We start from the raw sequence: 16,248 nt of genomic DNA on the forward strand, positions 1-16,248 counted from the left end.
GGTCGGGCGAGGGCGCCCCAGCGGGCAGTGGTGTCCCGTCCCGCCCGGGTGTCTGGGGTCGCATCCGGGCGGGACGGGAGGTTGTGCTGACTCGCGTCAGCTGTTGAGGATCGCCTCGATGTCCGCGTCGAGCTTCTCCGCGACGGTCTTCACGTCCTCGCCCGAGGCGATCTTCGTGAAGGCGCTCTGCAGCAGCATCTTGGACTCGACGTCGGCCCACTTCGGCGACGCGGGGGTCAGCTTGGCGTTGGCGGCAGCCTCAGCGGCGGCCTTGCCGATCGACGTCTTCTGGTCGACCTGCTCGAAGAGCGAGGTCTTGGCCGGGAAGAGGCCGATGCCCGCGAGGATCGACTGGTACTCGTCGCTGAGCAGGATCTCGTAGGCACTCATCGCGAGGTCCGGACGGGCCGACTTCTGCGCGATGGCGATGTTCGAGCCGCCGGCGAACACCTGCGCGGCGCCGCCGTCCTTGCCCGGCAGCGCGAGGCCTTCGAGGTCCTTGCCGTACGTCGAGGCGCAGCCGGGGACGCCCTCGGGCTCCTCGGGCTCCTCGGGAGCGTTGATCGACCACTGGATCCAGCTCGGCGCCGAGAGGAAGGCGACCTTGCCCTCGCAGAACGGCACCTGCAGGTCGGTCTCCTGCGCGTCGGACGGGGCGTTGTTGCCCTTGGTCATGATGGTCTGGACCTGCTCCAGGCCGGCGAGGCCGCCCTCGGAGGAGAAGCCCGCGTCCCATGTGCCGTCCTCGGCCTGCTCGGCGACGTAGCCGCCGTTCTCCCAGACGAAGGGCAGGGCGTTGTACCAGTCCTGGCCGGGCCAGTAGACGCCGGACAGGTCGTCCGTCGTCAGGTCGACGGCGGTCTCGACGTACTCGTCGAGCGTCGTCGGCACCGGGGTGTCACCGAGGACCTGCTGGGAGTAGAAGACGACGCGCGAGCCCGAGTAGTACGGCAGGGCGTAGTGCTTGCCCTCCCAGTCACCGGCCTCGACGAAGCCCGGGATCAGGTCACTGCCGCCCAGGGACTCGAACTCGTCGGCGGTGATCTCGCGGAAGTAGCCGGCCGAGGTGAACGCGGCGGCCTGGGTGTTGCCGATCTCGACCACGTCGGGAGCGTCCGAGCCGGACAGCGCCGTCGTGTACTTGTCGACCAGGCCGTCCCAGGCCTGCTCCTCGATGACGAGGGTGCTGCCGGGGTTCTCCTCCTCGAACGTCTTCTTGAGGTAGTCGCGTGCTTCGTCGGGGGTGTCGGTGCCGACGAGCCAGACCCGGACCTCGCCGGGGCCGGTCTCCTCGGCGGTCGCCGCGCCGTCCGCGTTACCGCACGCGCTGAGCGCGAGCGTCAGGGTGATCGCCGACGCCGCAGCGCCGACAAGTCGGTTTCTGTTCACGTGTGAATTCCTCCCGGGATACGACGTTGTGTCGCGGTGGTGCCTGGTGATGACTCGAGTGGAAGCTCGATGAGACGCCTGCCGCCCACACGTGCGCACTGCTGCTCACGAGACCCCCAGCTGGGCGGAAAGCACGAGGACGGCGGCACCCGCCAGCACCACGTCCTCGTCGAGTGCGGCCATCCGCAGCTGCAGGCCCGAGTTGATGGCCGGCATGGTGCGCTGACGGATGGTGTCCAGCGCGGCCTCGCGCAGGGGGCCGTCGAGCAGGTCGCGTGGACCGCTCAGCAGCACCTCGTCGAGGTTGAGCGCGCTGACGACCGGGGCAAGGGTCACGCCCAGCACCCGGCCTGCCGACGCCAGTGCGGCGTCGGAATCTTCGGTGTTCTTGTCCGCGACCGCGCGCCGCAGCGCCGGCACGGACAGGACGGTCTCGAGGCAGCCGACCCGGCCGCAGGCGCACTCGCCGTGATCGACGACGGTGACGTGGCCGATCTCGCCCGCGGCGCCGCCCTGGCCGTGCACGCGCACGCCGTCGACCACCACGCCGGCGCCGACGCCCGCGCCCACCGTGACGACGAGCATGCCGGAGCTGCCGCCGCCGTAGGTGAACTCACCGAGCGCCGCCGTGTTGGCGTCGTTCGCCACGTGCACGGGCAGGCCCACGCGCTCGCCCAGGATCTCGGCGAGCGGCACGTCGTACCAGCCGCGGTTGGGCGCCTCGACGACTCGTCCGTCCAGGTCGATGATGCCCGGTGACCCGACGCCGACGCCGATCACCGGATGGTTCGCCGCGGCCACGAGCCGGCGGACGAAGCGGGTGAGCAGGTCGACGAGCTCGTCGCCCGTGCGCCCGTCGATGTCCAGCTGGCGGCGCACCATGATCTCGCCGGTGAGGCTGAGGACGGCGCCGCGCATGCGGCCGAACTCCGTGAGGTCGACGGCCACGATCTGGTAGGCGTCCGTACGGAGGCCCACCAGGATCGCGGGCTTGCCGACGCGCTGGCCGGGTCGCGTGCCGAGCTCCTCCACGAGGCCCTCGGTGATGAGCACCGAGACCAGGTCCGAGATCGTGACGCGCGTGAGCGAGGTCGCTCGTGCGAGGTCGGCCCGGGAAGTCGGCCCCTCGTGGAAGAGGTGCTGGAGCACCAGGGACCGGTTGTGCGCCCTGGCGTGCTCGGGGAGCACCTTGGACGTGGCGCGCAGGCGTGCGCCGAGCCCTCGCCCGGTGCCGTTCCGCTCTGTCGTCGTCGCCATGTTTGTTAGTAGACCTCCTTAACAGAGTCGCTGTCCATCGCCCGGTATGACCCGTAACAAGACTGTTACCTGGGTCACGTTGACCCTGACTGATGGACGCACTCCGCCGCCGTATCCGGATTACTTCACGTGCCTGACGAATCCGAGCCTGCCGTACCCGGCCGTGCCGAGCACGGCGTGACCGCACCGTGATCAAAAACCGCGCAAAACCGAAGAAAAATCGGGTCACCGAGCCCACAAGTTCACAAAGGGATCACAGTTCCCAGGTGGGGAGCGTTCCCGCCCTACCGGGCTCCTACGCTCGTCCCATGAAGCGCAACCGGTCAGCCAGGGGGGACGCGGGCACGCCCGCGCGCCGACTCGTCCAAGCCCTCCTGGCAGCAGTCGTCGGGGGGACCCTCGCGGTCTCCCTCACCGCCTGCTCGGGAAGCGACGCGAGCGAGTCCGGTGCAGCCGACGCGGGCGACGGCGCACGCGCCGAGGTCGCCGAGCCGGGCTCGGCCGAGGACGCCATCACCGGGGCGACAGGCGCCGTCGGCCTCGCCGAGGCGCCGGAGGAGGCCGTCCACCGTGAGCTCGTCACCACGGGCAACGCGACGCTCGCGGTGGAGGACCCCTTCGGCGCCGCGGAGCAGATCGCCGACCTCGTCGAGGGCGCGGGCGGCCGCGTCGAGGCACGTGACGAGCGCGCGGAGACCGCGGACGAGCCGGGCAGCGCGTCGATGACACTCCGCATCCCTGCCGACCGTGTCTCGGCGACGTTGGACGCCCTCGACAAGCTCGGTGAGGTGCGCGACCGCCACATCGAGACGGTGGACGTCACCGGCACCGCGCAGGACCTCGACGCCCGCATCGCGGCGCTGCGTACGTCGACCGACCGCCTGCGCGAGCTCATGGCCGACGCCGACCGCACCGCCGACCTCATCGAGATCGAGGCGGAGCTCGCCACGCGCCAGGCAGAGCTGGACTCCCGGGTCTCCGAGCGGAACCGGCTCTCGGACGAGGTGGCGATGTCCACCCTGCACGTGGAGATCGTCGCGGCGGGCTCCCCGGCGGCGCAGGCGCAGCCGGGCGGCTTCCTCGGTGGCCTGTCCGCGGGGTGGAGCGCCCTGGTGAACACGTTCAACGTGGTCGTCCTGATACTCGGCGCGATCATCCCCTGGCTCGCGCTGGTGGGTGTGGTGCTGCTCGTGGTGGTCGGTGTTCGCCGGCAGATCGCCAGGAACCGACCTTCCGGACCGGCACCGGTCATCGGCGAGCCGGAGCCCGTCGAGCCCTGACTACCGGTCCGCGAACCGGGCCTCGATCCGCTCGAGCGCCTGCCGCTGCTGCTCGTTGAGCAGCTCGGCCGTGTACTCGCTGAGCAGCTGGGACGAGGCGCCGACGTCCAGCAGGTCATGGTCCGCGAACTCGGCGATCAGGCCGCCGAACGCCGTGCCGAAGCTGTCGACGACCGACATGATGTCCTGTTCGGTGCTCCCCGCCCCGAGCCTGCCGAACTGCTCGGCGAACACGCTGACGACCTGGACCGTGGCGGGGTCGCTCATGCGTTCGTAGAAGTGGGCGAGCTGAGGCATCCCCTCCGCCCCCAACAGATGGGCCAGGAGTACCGAGTGCTCCCGGTCGGCCTTCATCAGCTCGGGCGAGATACCCGACGTCGCCCAGACGGCGTAGAACGGCGCCAGCTCGGGCGGGACGTCCGGTGCGGCGCGGTGATCGCGCAGCTGCGCGATCACCGCGCGCCGTCTGGTCAGCTGATCGATCTGCGTGGCCAGCTCGGCGTCGAGCTCGTCCAGGAGCGCCCCGCTGTCCCCGGTGTCGCCGCCTCCGCGGTCCGTGTCGTCGAGCAGGTCCGACATGCGGTCGAGCGGGATGCCGACCGCCGCCAACCGTTTGATGCGCAGCAGCCGGACCAGGTCGCGCAGGCCGTAGCTGCGGTAGTCGTTGCTGTCCCGCCGGGGTTCCGCGAGCACCCCGACCTCGTGGTAGTGCCGCAGCGCCCGCACCGTGACACCGGCGAGGCGGGCCAGCTCCCCGCTACGCACCGCTGACCGCCAGCTCCGCGTCGCCCGTCGGCTCGGGCTCGAGATGCCGCAGCGGCCGGGCGAAGAGACCCAGGGCACCGGCGACGAGCCCGATCCCGGCCAGGGCGGCCGCGGCGACCTCGACACCGATGTACTCGGTGAGCACGGCGGCAGTCATCAGCCCGACCGGTGGAGCGGCAGTCATGACCGCATTCTGCGTGCCCATGATCCGTCCGCGCATCCCCTCGGGGATGCGTTCGATCATGAGCACGCCCATCAGGCTGCCGAACAGGCCGCTGGCGAGCCCCACCACGAACGCGCCGGCGAAGACCACCCAGACCGAGGACAGCGTGGCGATGACGCCGACCCCGACGGTCGTCCCGACCACCCCCGCGACGAACCACGGGCGTCGACGCCCGCGCGCACCGGCGACGGCATAGCACCCCGCGCCGACCAGCATCCCCGCCGCGATGGCCGTCAGGACGAACCCGAGCATCCCGGGCTGGTCGATCTGCGTGAAGTAGACCGGCAGCACCAGGCCCTGCAAGGACGCCAGCACGGACATCGTCGCCACGGTGAGCATGGTCGTGGCGACCAGGAACGGGCTGCGCAGCAGCACCCGCCAGCCGTCACGGAGCTGCGTCCAGCTGCCGCCGGGCGCCACCTCACCACCGCTGATCGCCACAGCTCCCACCCGATACGGGATGAGGAGGGTCAGCAGAGCCGCGGCGAGCGACGTCGCGGCGGTGATCCACAGCACCGTCGAGCCGTCGAAGAGCACCATCAGGGTCCCGGCCGCCGCCGGCCCGAGCAGCAGCGCCACCGCACCGAGCCCTTCCCTGATCCCCATGAGCCGTTCCGAGCTGATCCCGCCGTGCCGCACGATCGCCGGCAGCAGGGCATCGCGAGCGGTCATGCCCGGCACGTCCCCGAGCGACCCGATGATCCCGAACAGGACGAACCACCCGAGGTTCAGGCCCGAGACCATGTCGACCACGGGCAGCGCGGCGACCGAGGCCGCCGAGACCAGGTCCGTGACGACGGACGACGTGCGGCGGTTGATCCGGTCGATCACGACGCCCATGACCAGCCCGGCCAGCACGGCGGGGACGGCGGTCGCCGCGGCCACCGTGCCGGCGCTCAGCGCGCTCCCGGTGATCTGCAGGACGATCAGCGGGAACGCCACCCCCGCGATCGAGTTGCCCAGCAGGGACAGCAGGTAGGACGACAGGTACGTGACGGGAATCAGCCTCATGGAGCCAGTCAGAACCATCACGTAGGGGCGGGGTCAAGCGGTGCCCGCCGCCGGACGCCGCCGAGCTCAGCCGGTGATCGCCAGCGCGTCGATCTCCACCAGCATCTCCTCGCGCGGCAGGCCCACCATCACCGTGGTGCGGCTCGGCAGCACACCGCCCGGGCAGTGCTTCGTGACGAACTCGCCGTAGGCGTCGTTCATGGCCGCGAAGTCGTCGCGCGTCGTGAGGTAGACCCGCAGCATCACGACGTCGTCGAACGTGGCGCCGCCGGCCTCGACGATCGCCCGCACGTTCTCCAGGGTGCGCGTGGTCTGCGCGGCGACGTTGCCGGGGTGCACGTACTCCCCCGTCGCCGGGTCCATCGGGCCCTGCCCCGAGACCTGCACGAACGGACCCTTGCGCACGCCCTGGTGGAACGTGTGCGCGGGCGCGGGGGCGTCGGGGGTGGAGAGGGCGGTCTTGTCGGTCATCGGTGCTCCTTGCTCGGGTCGTGCGGTCGGTCAGCTGCTGGTCAGAAGTCGAGAGCGATCTGCTCGGTGACCTCGTCGCCGCGGGTCATGAGGCCGGTGCGGTACTTGTCGAGCGTGGTGCAGGGGTGCGAGATGCCGAACCCGACCACGTCGCCGGGCGCGAGCAGCCCGTCGTCCCCCGGCTCGATCGCGAGGTACGCGTGCTGGTCGTTGAGCGCGGTCACGCGCACGCCGGTCAGCTCACGGGGCGCGCCCAGCCGGCCGGCGGCGTCGGCGGCGCGCACGACGAGCGGCGTCGGCAGGTCGATGTCGAACGAGACGTCCCGGCGGCCCATGCCGCAGATCGCCAGACCGGGCTCCGGCGCGGACAGCACGGAGGCCCAGACCGTGATCGCAGGCCGCAGCGGCTCGGCGCCCAGGCGCGTCCACGGATCGGCCCGCAGGTAGTGGCCGTGGTCGTGGGTCACGTAGGCGCCCGAACGCAGCACCACCCGGGTCGGCACGTCGGCGCCCGCGGCATCCTGGACCGGCACGGTGAGGTGCCGCGTGACGACGTCGGCGAACGCACTGCCGCCCGCGCTCAGCACCGTGGCCCCACCGACGAGGCCGCCGATCTGGGCACCCACCGCACGCAGGTCGTCGCACCATCGACCGACGGCATCGAGCTCCTCCGTACTGGTGCCGCCCGCGACCGGCCCCTCGTAGCCGGCGACGCCGACCAGCCGCAGCCCGGCGTCGTGCACCCCGACCGCGAGCACCACGGCGTCGGACACCGTGCGGACGCCCGTACGACCGCCCGGGACACCGAGCTCCACCAGCACGCCCAGCCGGGCGGTCACCTCGGGAGCGGCGCCCGCGAACCCGGCGGCAAGCAGGTTGACACCCCGGGCGGAGTCGACGTACACCCAGACCTCGTCGGCGGTCCGGTCGGCGGCCCGGTCCCCGGCGCCGTCGCTGAGCACCGCCCGCAGCCACGCGATGTCGCGAGGGTCGACGAGCTCGTTCGCGAGGAAGGCGCGACGTCCGGCGCCCGGGACGCCCCAGCCGAGCGCCGTCCGCAGCTGTGCGGGCGTCGCCACGGTGGCTCCCCAGGCCCCTGCCGCGACCTGGCGCTCCCAGATCTCGCGGGACATGTGCGTCTTCACGTGCGGCGCGTGCTCGACGCCCGCATCGGCGAACGCCCCCGCCACGGTCGCGATGTTGTGGTCCAGTGCCGCCTCGTCGAGCGTCAGCAGGGGCCAGGTCAGCGTGGGGTCATCGATGCGCAGCACACCCACATCCTGCCGTGTCGCGGGTGCCGCGTGCACGCGTCCGGCGTCAGCTCGCCGGCCGAGGGCCGGATCCGGCGGTCGACGGACGCAGGCCGCGCCCCGGCGTCTCGCCCGTGAGCCGACCGCCCGCGAGCACCGGCACGCCGCCGACGAGGACGTCCTCGATGCCCGCCGCCGGGGTACGCGGCGACTCGTACGTCGCCTCGTCGCGGACGCGGCCGGGGTCGACGAGCGCGATGTCGGCGACGGCGCCCGGCACGGTCTCGCCGCGGCCTGCCAGCGCGAAGCGCCGCGCGGCCCGGCCCGACAGGTGCTCCGCGGCGTCCCACCAGCTCCACGAGCCGCGCCGCACGTGCTCGTCGAGCAGCCTGGCGAACGCGCCCCAGCCGCGCGGGTGCGGCCGGCCGCCCCAGTAGATCGCGTCCGACCCGGCGAGATGCCCCTCGTGCCCGGCCAGCGCACGCACGGACTCGGGCGAGTTGGTCGGCGGCTGCGCGAAGACGCAGCTCGCGCGCAGCGCGGTGGTCGTCAGGATCTCGACCACCGTGTCGGAGGCCGGCCGCCCGAGCCGCGCGGCGACGTCGGGCAGGGTCATGCCCTCCGCCCACTCCATGCCCGGGACGGAGGCGAAGGTGATGCGCGGCCAGAGGTCGGCGAGGTCCGCGAAGTGCTCGGCGAGCCGCGCGGCCGTCGCCGGGTGGCGCAGGGCGTCGATCGTCGCTCCGGCGTCAGCGAGGGGCAGCCACGTCGGCAGCGTGACCATCGACAGGATGGAGCATCCGCGCAGGTAGGGATAGGAGTCGTAGGTGACGTCGCGGCCCCCGGCCCGCGCTCCCCCGACGTGCTCCAGAAGCTCGCCCGCAGGCCCGTGCAGGTGGGACACGTGCGTCGCGACGTCGGACGCGCGGGCGATCCGCATGAGCTCGTCGAGCGCCTCGACGCCCTTGTCCTCGTACCCGCGCATGTGGCTCACGTGCGGCAGCCCGCGGGCGGCGACCACCCTCGCGAGCGCGACGAGCTCCCGCTCGTCGGCGTAGGCGGCCGGCACGTACTCGAGGCCGGTCGAGAGGCCGCAGCCGCCGTCGTCCAGGGCCTGCTCCAGGAGGCCCACCATCGCCGCCAGCTCCTCGTCGGACGCCGGCCGCTGCGCGGCCCCGAGCACCCGGTAGCGCAAGGTCCCGTGGGGGGCGAGGTACGCGACGTTCACCGGGACGGTGCGGTGGTAGGTGCCCAGGAGGTCGCTGACGGAGCCGCCGGAGAACGTGGGGTGCGCCCCGTCGATGGCGGCGAAGTACGTGCTCGCCCACTCGTAGGTCGCGCTGTCGGTCGGGGCGAACGACACGCCGTCCTGCCCCGTCACGACGGTCGTGATGCCCTGGCGGAGCATCGCGAGCTGGACCTCCGGCTCGAAGACGGCGGCCTCCGCGTGCGTGTGCGCGTCCACGAACCCGGGCATCGCCACCCGGCCGTCCGCGTCGAGGACCCTCGCGTCCGGATCGGCGTCGCGGGTGCCCGCGCGGGTGATCGCCTCGATCCGGCCGCGCACGACGTGGAGGTCCAGGGGCTCGGACAAGGACCCCTCGGGCTGCGGCACGCGGGCGCCGCGGATCAGGATCGTGCCGGTCACTCGTCGCTCCCTGGGGCCGCGGGTGATGGTTCTTCGGTGGGCAGGTTCTCCACCCCGCCGTCCTCGCGCCAGCCGCCGACCCCTGCCCAGCCGCCGACGGCGGTCTCCGCCGCCAGGTCGCGCGGGTAGCCCTCGACCCCGGGCCGGGTCTGCCACGGGTGCGGGCCGGTGAGCGGCCGGTACTCGACGCCGTACGCGTCGAGGCGCGGCAGGTGCCGCCGTTCGAGGCGGCCCAGGAACTCCTGCGACGCGGCGGAGCCCGGCGCACGGTCGGCCTGCGGCGACCAGGCGACCTCGGCGAACGCCGCGAGCCGGGGGAAGGTCGCGTAGTCGACGCGCCGGGCGCTGTCGAGGTGCTCGGTCCAGACCTGGGCCTGCGTGCCCAGCAGCCGGCCGCGTGAGGACCGGTTCTCGACCGGCCCGACCAGCGCGGCGGGCAAGGGCTCGAACGCGTACACGTCCTCCACGGTCCGCAGGAATCCGACGGGGACGGGCTCCGCCGGGTGCTCCCCCGCCCGGTGGTCGAGGTAGACGGCCTGCTCAGGTGCCATGACGACGTCATACCCGGCCTCGAGCGCGGCCGCACCCTGGGCGTAGCCGCGCCAGGACGTCACGATCACGTCGCGCGGCAGCAACGGCGACACCGCCTCGTCCCAGACGACGGCGCGGCGGCCGGCGTCGGACACGTGCTCCGCGAGCCGGGCGACGAACCAGCCGTGCAGCTGTGCGACGTCGACCAGGCCGAGCGACCGGGCGCGCTCGACGATGGAGGGCGACTCGCGCCAGAGGGTGGGCGGGACCTCGTCGCCCCCCAGGCCGATCCAGGGCGTGTCGAAGACGTCGAGCACCTCGTCGAGCACGTGCCGGAAGAACGCGAGCGAGCCCTCCGACGGGTCCAGCACGTCCTGGCTGATGCCCCACGTGGTACGCACCGCGCTGCGGTCCTTGCGGGTACCGAGCTCCGGGTAGGCGGCGACGGCGGCCTCGACGTGGCCGGGGACGTCGATCTCGGGGACCACGGTGACGCCCCGGTCGCGGGCGTAGGCGACGATCTCGCGGAGGTCGTCCTGCGTGTAGAAGCCGCCGTGCGGGCGGCCGTCCCGTGAGCCGGTGCGCCAGGTGCCGACGGTGGACTCCCGGCGCCATGCCCCGGTCCGGGTCAGCTCGGGGTAGCGGTGGACCTGGACGCGCCAGCCCTGGTCGTCGGTGAGGTGCAGCTGCAGCACGTTGAGCCGGTGGGCGGCGGCGAGGTCGATGAACCGCAGCACGTCGTGCTTGGGCAGGAAGTGCCGGGCGACGTCGAGCAGCACGCCGCGCCACTCGAAGCGGGGACGGTCCTCGATGCGCACGGCCGGCAGCACCAGCGGGCGGGTGCCGCTGCGGCGGTACGCGTCCGGGCCGGCGAGCTGACGCAGCGTCTGGGCGGCGGCGTGTGCGCCGGCGAGGTCCGCGGCCTGGACCTGGACCGAGCCACCGGGCTCCGGACGGCGCTCCGCAGGCCGCACCTCGATGCGGTACCCGCCGGCCGGCAGGTCCGGCGCGACGGCGAAGCTGACGCGGTCTCCCGGGTCACGGCCCGGCGCCGAGGGAACGAGGTCGAGGCCGAAGGCCTCCTCCGTGACGCGCCGCCACCAGCGCGCGGCCGGGCGGAGGGCGGGGTCGGACCCCACCCGGGCACCGTCCTCGAGCAGCACCGAGCCGCCCGGCACCTGCGTCGACGCAGGCTCAGGGACCAGGCCAAGGTCTCCGGGGCGTTGCACGGCGTCACCCTAGCGCGGCGAGAGCGCGTCAGCCGGCTCGGCAGGACACGTCGCGCCGCGGCAGGTCACCCTCGACCAGGTAGGTCGTCCCGACGTTCAGCGCGCACGCGTTGCCGCCGAGCACGTAGACGCCGTGGCCGCTGCCGTCGACGGTCACCAGCCGGGACCGGTCGCCGAACTTCTCGTGCAGCCGCTCGCCACCGGCCAGCGGGGTGACCGGGTCCCGGCGGTTCTGCAGGATCAGCACGTTGCGCGCACCCTCGTCGGCGATCCGCACCGGCGGCTCGATCGGCTCGGTCCAGTAGGCGCAGGGCAGGATGTTGGCCGACGCCGCGCCGAACAGCGGGAACCTCTTGCGGTCCTCGGCCACGGCCTTGCGGTAGGTGTTGACGTCCTCGGGCCACTCGACGTCGTTGCAGGTGGTGGCGAGGAACACCGACAGGGCGTTGGAGAGCGGCGAGACCTCGTCGAAGAGGTTCGTGTCGAGCAGGCTCCGGGCGGCCGCGGCGTCGCCGTCCCGTAGGGACTGCCAGGTCTGCGCCGTCCGCCCGTAGGTCCGCTCGCTGTAGAGCCCGCCGAAGACGACCTGGCGGAACAGGGCGCCATCCACACCCTGGACGGGGTCGCGGTCCAGCTGCTCGGCGGTCTCGAGGTAGGTGGCCCGCACCTGCGCCGGCGTCCGACCCAGTCCGTAGGCGGCGTGCCGCTTGGCCGCCCACCGCGCGAAGTCGGGGAACGTCTGCTCCATCCCCAGGGCGAACCTGCGCAGGCCCTCCTGGTCGAGGTGCGTGTCGCCCACGATGCTGTCGAGCACCACCCGGTCGACGCTCCCGGGGAACATCGACGCGTACGCGGCACCGAGCGCCGAACCGTAGGAGTACCCCAGGAAGCTGGCCTTCTCCTCGCCCAGTGCTGCCCGGACGCTGTCGAGGTCACGGGCCATGTTGGCCGTCGACACGTGCCGGAGCAGCCCGTTCTCGTCGTTGGCGGCACACTGCTCGGCCGCTACCTCGACGACCTTCGCCCGCTGGACGACCGCCGCGTCGTCGACCGCGTACGGCGGGACGTTGCCGAAGTAGTCACCACCGGCGGTGAACCCGCAGTCCACCCGGGTCGAGTGGCCGACCCCGCGGGTGTCCATGCCGATCAGGTCGTAGGCGTCCAGCACGCTGTCGGGCAGGCCCTGGGAGGCCAGGAGCGCCGCCTGCGCGAGCCCGGACCCGCCGGGCCCGCCCGGGTTGAGCAGCAGCACGCCGCGCCGCGCGGCCGGGTCCGCGCTGGCCATGCGGGACACCTGGAGCTCGATCTGCTCGCCGTCCGGGTCGGAGTAGTCCAGGGGCACGGGGATCGTGGCGCAGGTCAGGACGTAGGGCGCGGCCTCGGTCGCGACATCCTCGGGGCACGGGCCCCAGTCGACCTGCGCGGCGGGCCCGCCGGCGGGCCGGGCGCCGGGCTCGGCGCCGTCCGGCCGGACGTCGGCAGCGGCCGGCACCGCGAGCGCGCCCGCCAGGCCCAGCACGGCCAGCAGGGCCACGCCCCGGGCACGGCTCGTGAGCGGATGGGGGGACCTGAGGTGGATTCGCTTCATGTCCCCACCCTCCGACGGCGCGTCCGCGTCGGTAAGTGTCACCGATCACGACCGTGCCCGGAGGAATGCCCGGCCGAGGCATGACAGATGTCAGTCCCGCCGCAGCACCGGCTCCAGCGCCGTCAGCACCGCCGGGTCCTCGATGGTCGACGGCACCTGCGGGTGCTCGCCGTCGGCCAGCTGGCGCATGGTGCGCCGCAGGATCTTGCCCGAGCGGGTCTTCGGCAGCCCGGCGACCACCTGCACGTCCTTGAACGCCGCGACCGGACCGATCTCCTCGCGGACCGCCGCGACGAGCTCCGCCGCCACGCCCTGCGGGTCCGCGCCCGCCTTCAGCACCACGAAGCCCCGCGGGACCTGGCCCTTGAGGGCATCGGCGGCGCCGATGACCGCGCACTCCGCCACGGCGGGGTGCCCCGCGAGCACACCCTCGATGGCCCCGGTGGACAGGCGGTGTCCCGCCACGTTGATGACGTCGTCGGTGCGCCCCATGACGTACACGTACCCGTCGTCGTCGATGTAGCCGCCGTCGCCGGAGAGGTAGTAGCCGTCGTACGCCGTGAGGTACGACGCCACGTACCGCGCGTCGTCGCGCCACAGCGTCTGCAGGGTCCCGGGCGGCAGCGGCAGCCGGATCGCGAGGCTGCCTTCCATCCCGGGGCCGGCGACCGTGCCGTCCGGGAGGAGCACCTGCACGTCGAACCCCGGCACCGGGACCGACGGCGACCCGGGCCGGGTCGGTATCGGGTCGAGCCCGCGCAGGTTGGCGACGACTGCCCAGCCGGTCTCGGTCTGCCACCAGTGGTCGATCACCGGCACGCCCAGCACGCGTCCCGCCCACTCGTACGTGCCGGGGTCGAGCCGCTCCCCCGCGAGGAACAGGTGCCGTAGGGACGACGTGTCGTGCCCGGCCAGGAGAATCCCCTCCGGGTCCTCCTTCTTGATCGCCCGGATCGCGGTCGGCGCGGTGAAGAGCGCCTCGACGCCGTGCTCGGCGACCACCCGCCAGAAGGCCCCGGCGTCCGGCGTGCCCACCGGCTTGCCCTCGTAGAGCACGGAGGTCGCGCCCGCGATCAGCGGCCCGTAGACGATGTACGAGTGGCCCACCACCCAGCCGACGTCGGACGCCGTCCACCAGACCTGACCCGCCCCGATGTCGTAGACGTTGCGCATGGACCAGGCCAGGGCGACGGCATGACCGCCGTTGTCGCGCAGGATCCCCTTGGGCCTCCCCGTGGTGCCTGACGTGTACAGGATGTAGAGCGGGTCCGTCGCTGCGACCTCCGCGCAGGGCGCGGGATTGGTGCGCCCGGCGTGCATGGCGGTGGCCCAGTCCAGGTCCCGCCCCTCGACGAGCGTCGCGGCGGCCTGCGGCCGCTGGAGCACCACGCACGACGCCGGCTCGTGGTCCGCCAGCTCCAGGGCCCTGTCGAGCAGCGGCTTGTACTCCACCACCCGGGTCGGCTCGATGCCGCACGACGCCGAGACCACCACTTTCGGCTGCGCGTCGTCGATCCGCAGGGCCAGCTCGTTCGCGGCGAACCCGCCGAACACCACGGAGTGCACGGCGCCCAGCCGGGCGCAGGCCAGCATCGCGACGACGGCCTCCGGCACCATCGGCATGTAGATCACCACGCGGTCGCCCTGCCCGACGCCGAGGTCGCGCAGGGCGCCGGCGAACGCCGCGACGTCCTGCAGCAGCGTCGCGTAGGTGATCGTCCGGGAGCTGCCGGTGACAGGGCTGTCGTAGATCAGCGCCGCCTGGTCGCCGCGGCCGGCGATCACGTGCCGGTCGAGTGCGTTGTAGCAGGTGTTCAGCCTGCCGTCGGGGAACCAGCGATAGAACGGCGGACTGTCGGCGTCGAGCACGCGGGTGGGCTTGCGGAACCAGGAGACCAGAGCGGCCTGCTCGCCCCAGAACCCCTCGGGATCCCTGAGGCTGCGCCGGTAGACGTCCGCGTAGTCAGCCATGTGATGCCCTTCCGCTCCGGCTCACGGACCTCGGTGTCCGCGCCGTTGTCAGTGTGCCTCGGGCGCGGGGCGACGTCGAGCGACCGGGCCGGGGCACAGGGCCACGCTTCAGTCGATGAACGCGACCGGCTCGATGCCGCTCGCCCCGTGCCGGAACACCGTGTTGCGCGGGTCGATGTCGTGATGGCACACGGCCTCCGAGCCCCCGGCGAGCGAGGTGCCGGCAGTCAGGTCGTGCAGCTCGCGCACCAGCCGGGCGAGCGCGGCCAGGCAGGACGGCTCGGCCGCTGCCCGCCGGACGCCGTCGTCGGCGCCGCTGAGACCGTCGAGATAGCCGAGCACCTCCGTCGCGGGCGGCTCGACCCGCAGGAGTCGGGGCGCGCCGCTCCAGCCCCGCTCCAGCCCCGCTCCGAGAGGAACCGCAGCAGCTCATGCACGTACTCGTGCCGCTCCGGCATCGAGCGGTGCACCTCGGCGCCCCGCCGCGTCACGGCCGGGACGAACCCTCCGGACAGAACCTGATCGTCGGCGTGCTGCACCGCTCCAGTGTCTCGCGGGTAGCCGCAGACCTCAGGGGCCTGCCGCCGGCTCAGGGCACATGCGCCCAGGCGAGATCGGGCCGAGACCGCCGCTGACGTCGGTGCCTGGGCCGGTCCTGCCCGCGGCGCCCGGGTGGGCGGTAGGCGATCGCTCCTCGGTCGGGGCGGGTGTGGCAGCCGATCGAGTAGCGGCTGCGTGGGATGCGTCCGCTCGGGTTGCCCATACCGACGGCCGGGGTCCACGCCGGTATCGATTGCCCGGCTCGGTCCTGAGCCTCGACCGGTCCGGGATCAGCTGGCCGCAGTGCGGGCGTGTGCTCGCGCCCCGCGGCCATGGCCGGCTCTGATGATGCGGGCGTGCCGGAGACGGACGTGTGCCCCGGTGCGGCGTCGCGGACCAGCTCTGGTGGTGCGGGCGTGACGGAGATGGGCCGTTGCCCTGGTGCAGGGTCGCGGACCGGTCGTGGCGGCTCGGGCGCGACGAAGACGGACGTGTGCCCGGTGGGCGTGGTGGTCTCCACGCCGTGCCGGCCATTGATCTCGGTGGCCTTCTGCCGCCAGCCCGGTGCCTGCTTCGCATGATTACACCGCACGCACAGGCCCTGCCCGTTGTCCAGGCTGGTCGCACCACCCTCGGCGTGCGGGGTCACATGGTCGATGTGCCGCACCGGTGCGTCGCACCACGACGTGGCACAAATGCCCTGCTCCCGCGCCCGCAACAGATCCGCTAGCCCCGGTGGGTGGAACCGTGCCTTCGACGTCGTGGCCAATAGCCGACCGTTCGGGTCGACGTAGATCGCTCGCAGCCACGCCGCACCGGCGTCGATCCCCTGCGCGGCCAGGTTCCGGGCCACCGGCCCCGGGACGACACCCGCGCCCCCGGACATGCCCTCCACGACCACACCGGGCTGGTCACCACCGGTCAGCAGCGTCCGGTCAGAGACCAGCAGATTGATCGCGACCGGCACCTCGTCAGCATGACCCGGCTCACGGCCGGTGACGCGCTCGATCAGGGTGTCAGCCATGATCTGCCCCGCACCACGCTCGTCACCCGCTGCTCTGGCTGCCTCCGCGTGCTTCTTCAGCTGCGCGTACG

General features: G+C 73.0%; 13 protein-coding genes. 1 reads left to right on the plus strand and 12 read right to left on the minus strand.

Annotated elements, in window-relative coordinates:
- Window positions 1-96: 96 nt before the first annotated feature.
- The gene (locus LUM46_RS18550; RefSeq protein WP_274995842.1) at window positions 97-1,389 is read right to left on the minus strand and encodes an extracellular solute-binding protein; all 1,293 of its coding nucleotides are present in this window, start codon (window positions 1,387-1,389) and stop codon (window positions 97-99) included.
- Window positions 1,390-1,494: 105 nt separating this feature from the next.
- Window positions 1,495-2,646 carry an ROK family transcriptional regulator gene (locus tag LUM46_RS18555; RefSeq protein ID WP_274995844.1) on the minus strand — a complete coding sequence of 384 codons (1,152 nt, stop codon included), beginning with the start codon at window positions 2,644-2,646 and terminating at the stop codon, window positions 1,495-1,497.
- Between the two features lie 308 nt (window positions 2,647-2,954).
- Here LUM46_RS18555 and LUM46_RS18560 point away from each other — a divergent pair, with 308 nt between their 5' ends.
- Complete coding sequence (locus tag LUM46_RS18560) at window positions 2,955-3,926, plus strand: DUF4349 domain-containing protein (protein WP_274995846.1); 972 nt, start codon at window positions 2,955-2,957, stop codon at window positions 3,924-3,926.
- Here the strand turns inward: LUM46_RS18560 and LUM46_RS18565 are convergent, their stop codons facing one another.
- The 10 genes from LUM46_RS18565 to LUM46_RS18610 form a co-directional block, all read right to left on the minus strand.
- Entirely contained in the window at window positions 3,927-4,691 is a 765-nt protein-coding gene (locus tag LUM46_RS18565) for a MerR family transcriptional regulator (RefSeq protein WP_274995847.1), read from the minus strand.
- Entirely contained in the window at window positions 4,684-5,925 is a 1,242-nt protein-coding gene (locus tag LUM46_RS18570) for an MFS transporter (RefSeq protein WP_274995848.1), read from the minus strand. The genes LUM46_RS18565 and LUM46_RS18570 overlap by 8 nt, the downstream gene beginning before the upstream one ends.
- 66 nt (window positions 5,926-5,991) lie before the next feature.
- Window positions 5,992-6,396, minus strand: coding sequence for a RidA family protein (locus LUM46_RS18575; protein WP_274995849.1), 405 nt, complete (start codon window positions 6,394-6,396; stop codon window positions 5,992-5,994).
- A gap of 41 nt (window positions 6,397-6,437) precedes the next feature.
- A complete protein-coding gene (locus tag LUM46_RS18580; protein WP_274995851.1) occupies window positions 6,438-7,667 on the minus strand; it encodes a type III PLP-dependent enzyme domain-containing protein in 1,230 nt (409 codons plus the stop codon).
- 46 nt (window positions 7,668-7,713) lie between these two features.
- Window positions 7,714-9,294 carry an N-acyl-D-amino-acid deacylase family protein gene (locus tag LUM46_RS18585; RefSeq protein WP_274995855.1) on the minus strand — a complete coding sequence of 527 codons (1,581 nt, stop codon included), beginning with the start codon at window positions 9,292-9,294 and terminating at the stop codon, window positions 7,714-7,716.
- Entirely contained in the window at window positions 9,291-11,054 is a 1,764-nt protein-coding gene (locus tag LUM46_RS18590; protein ID WP_274995857.1) for a beta-N-acetylhexosaminidase, read from the minus strand. The genes LUM46_RS18585 and LUM46_RS18590 overlap by 4 nt, the downstream gene beginning before the upstream one ends.
- 28 nt (window positions 11,055-11,082) lie before the next feature.
- Window positions 11,083-12,642, minus strand: a complete 1,560-nt coding sequence (locus LUM46_RS18595) for an alpha/beta hydrolase (protein WP_274995859.1) — start codon at window positions 12,640-12,642, stop codon at window positions 11,083-11,085.
- Window positions 12,643-12,732: 90 nt separating this feature from the next.
- A complete protein-coding gene (locus tag LUM46_RS18600; protein WP_274995860.1) occupies window positions 12,733-14,613 on the minus strand; it encodes a propionyl-CoA synthetase in 1,881 nt (626 codons plus the stop codon).
- A gap of 108 nt (window positions 14,614-14,721) precedes the next feature.
- Window positions 14,722-14,955 (minus strand): hypothetical protein, encoded by a 234-nt coding sequence (locus LUM46_RS18605; protein WP_274995861.1) that lies wholly within the window; start codon window positions 14,953-14,955, stop codon window positions 14,722-14,724.
- A gap of 247 nt (window positions 14,956-15,202) precedes the next feature.
- The coding region (locus LUM46_RS18610; RefSeq protein ID WP_274995862.1) for an HNH endonuclease at window positions 15,203-16,248 on the minus strand (1,046 nt) is incomplete at its 5' end.

It is taken from the genome of Promicromonospora iranensis, from assembly GCF_028994805.1.
Taxonomy (GTDB): Bacteria; Actinomycetota; Actinomycetes; order Actinomycetales; family Cellulomonadaceae; genus Promicromonospora; species Promicromonospora iranensis.

What these genes read in the sequence shown, in the direction of transcription:
- LUM46_RS18555 (WP_274995844.1), bottom strand. Translation starts at nt 2,646, where the DNA reads ATGGCGACGACGACAGAGCGGAACGGCACCGGGCGAGGGCTCGGCGCA.
- LUM46_RS18560 (WP_274995846.1), top strand. Translation starts at nt 2,955, where the DNA reads ATGAAGCGCAACCGGTCAGCCAGGGGGGACGCGGGCACGCCCGCGCGC.
- LUM46_RS18570 (WP_274995848.1), bottom strand. Translation starts at nt 5,925, where the DNA reads ATGAGGCTGATTCCCGTCACGTACCTGTCGTCCTACCTGCTGTCCCTG.
- LUM46_RS18575 (WP_274995849.1), bottom strand. Translation starts at nt 6,396, where the DNA reads ATGACCGACAAGACCGCCCTCTCCACCCCCGACGCCCCCGCGCCCGCG.
- LUM46_RS18595 (WP_274995859.1), bottom strand. Translation starts at nt 12,642, where the DNA reads ATGAAGCGAATCCACCTCAGGTCCCCCCATCCGCTCACGAGCCGTGCC.
- LUM46_RS18600 (WP_274995860.1), bottom strand. Translation starts at nt 14,613, where the DNA reads ATGGCTGACTACGCGGACGTCTACCGGCGCAGCCTCAGGGATCCCGAG.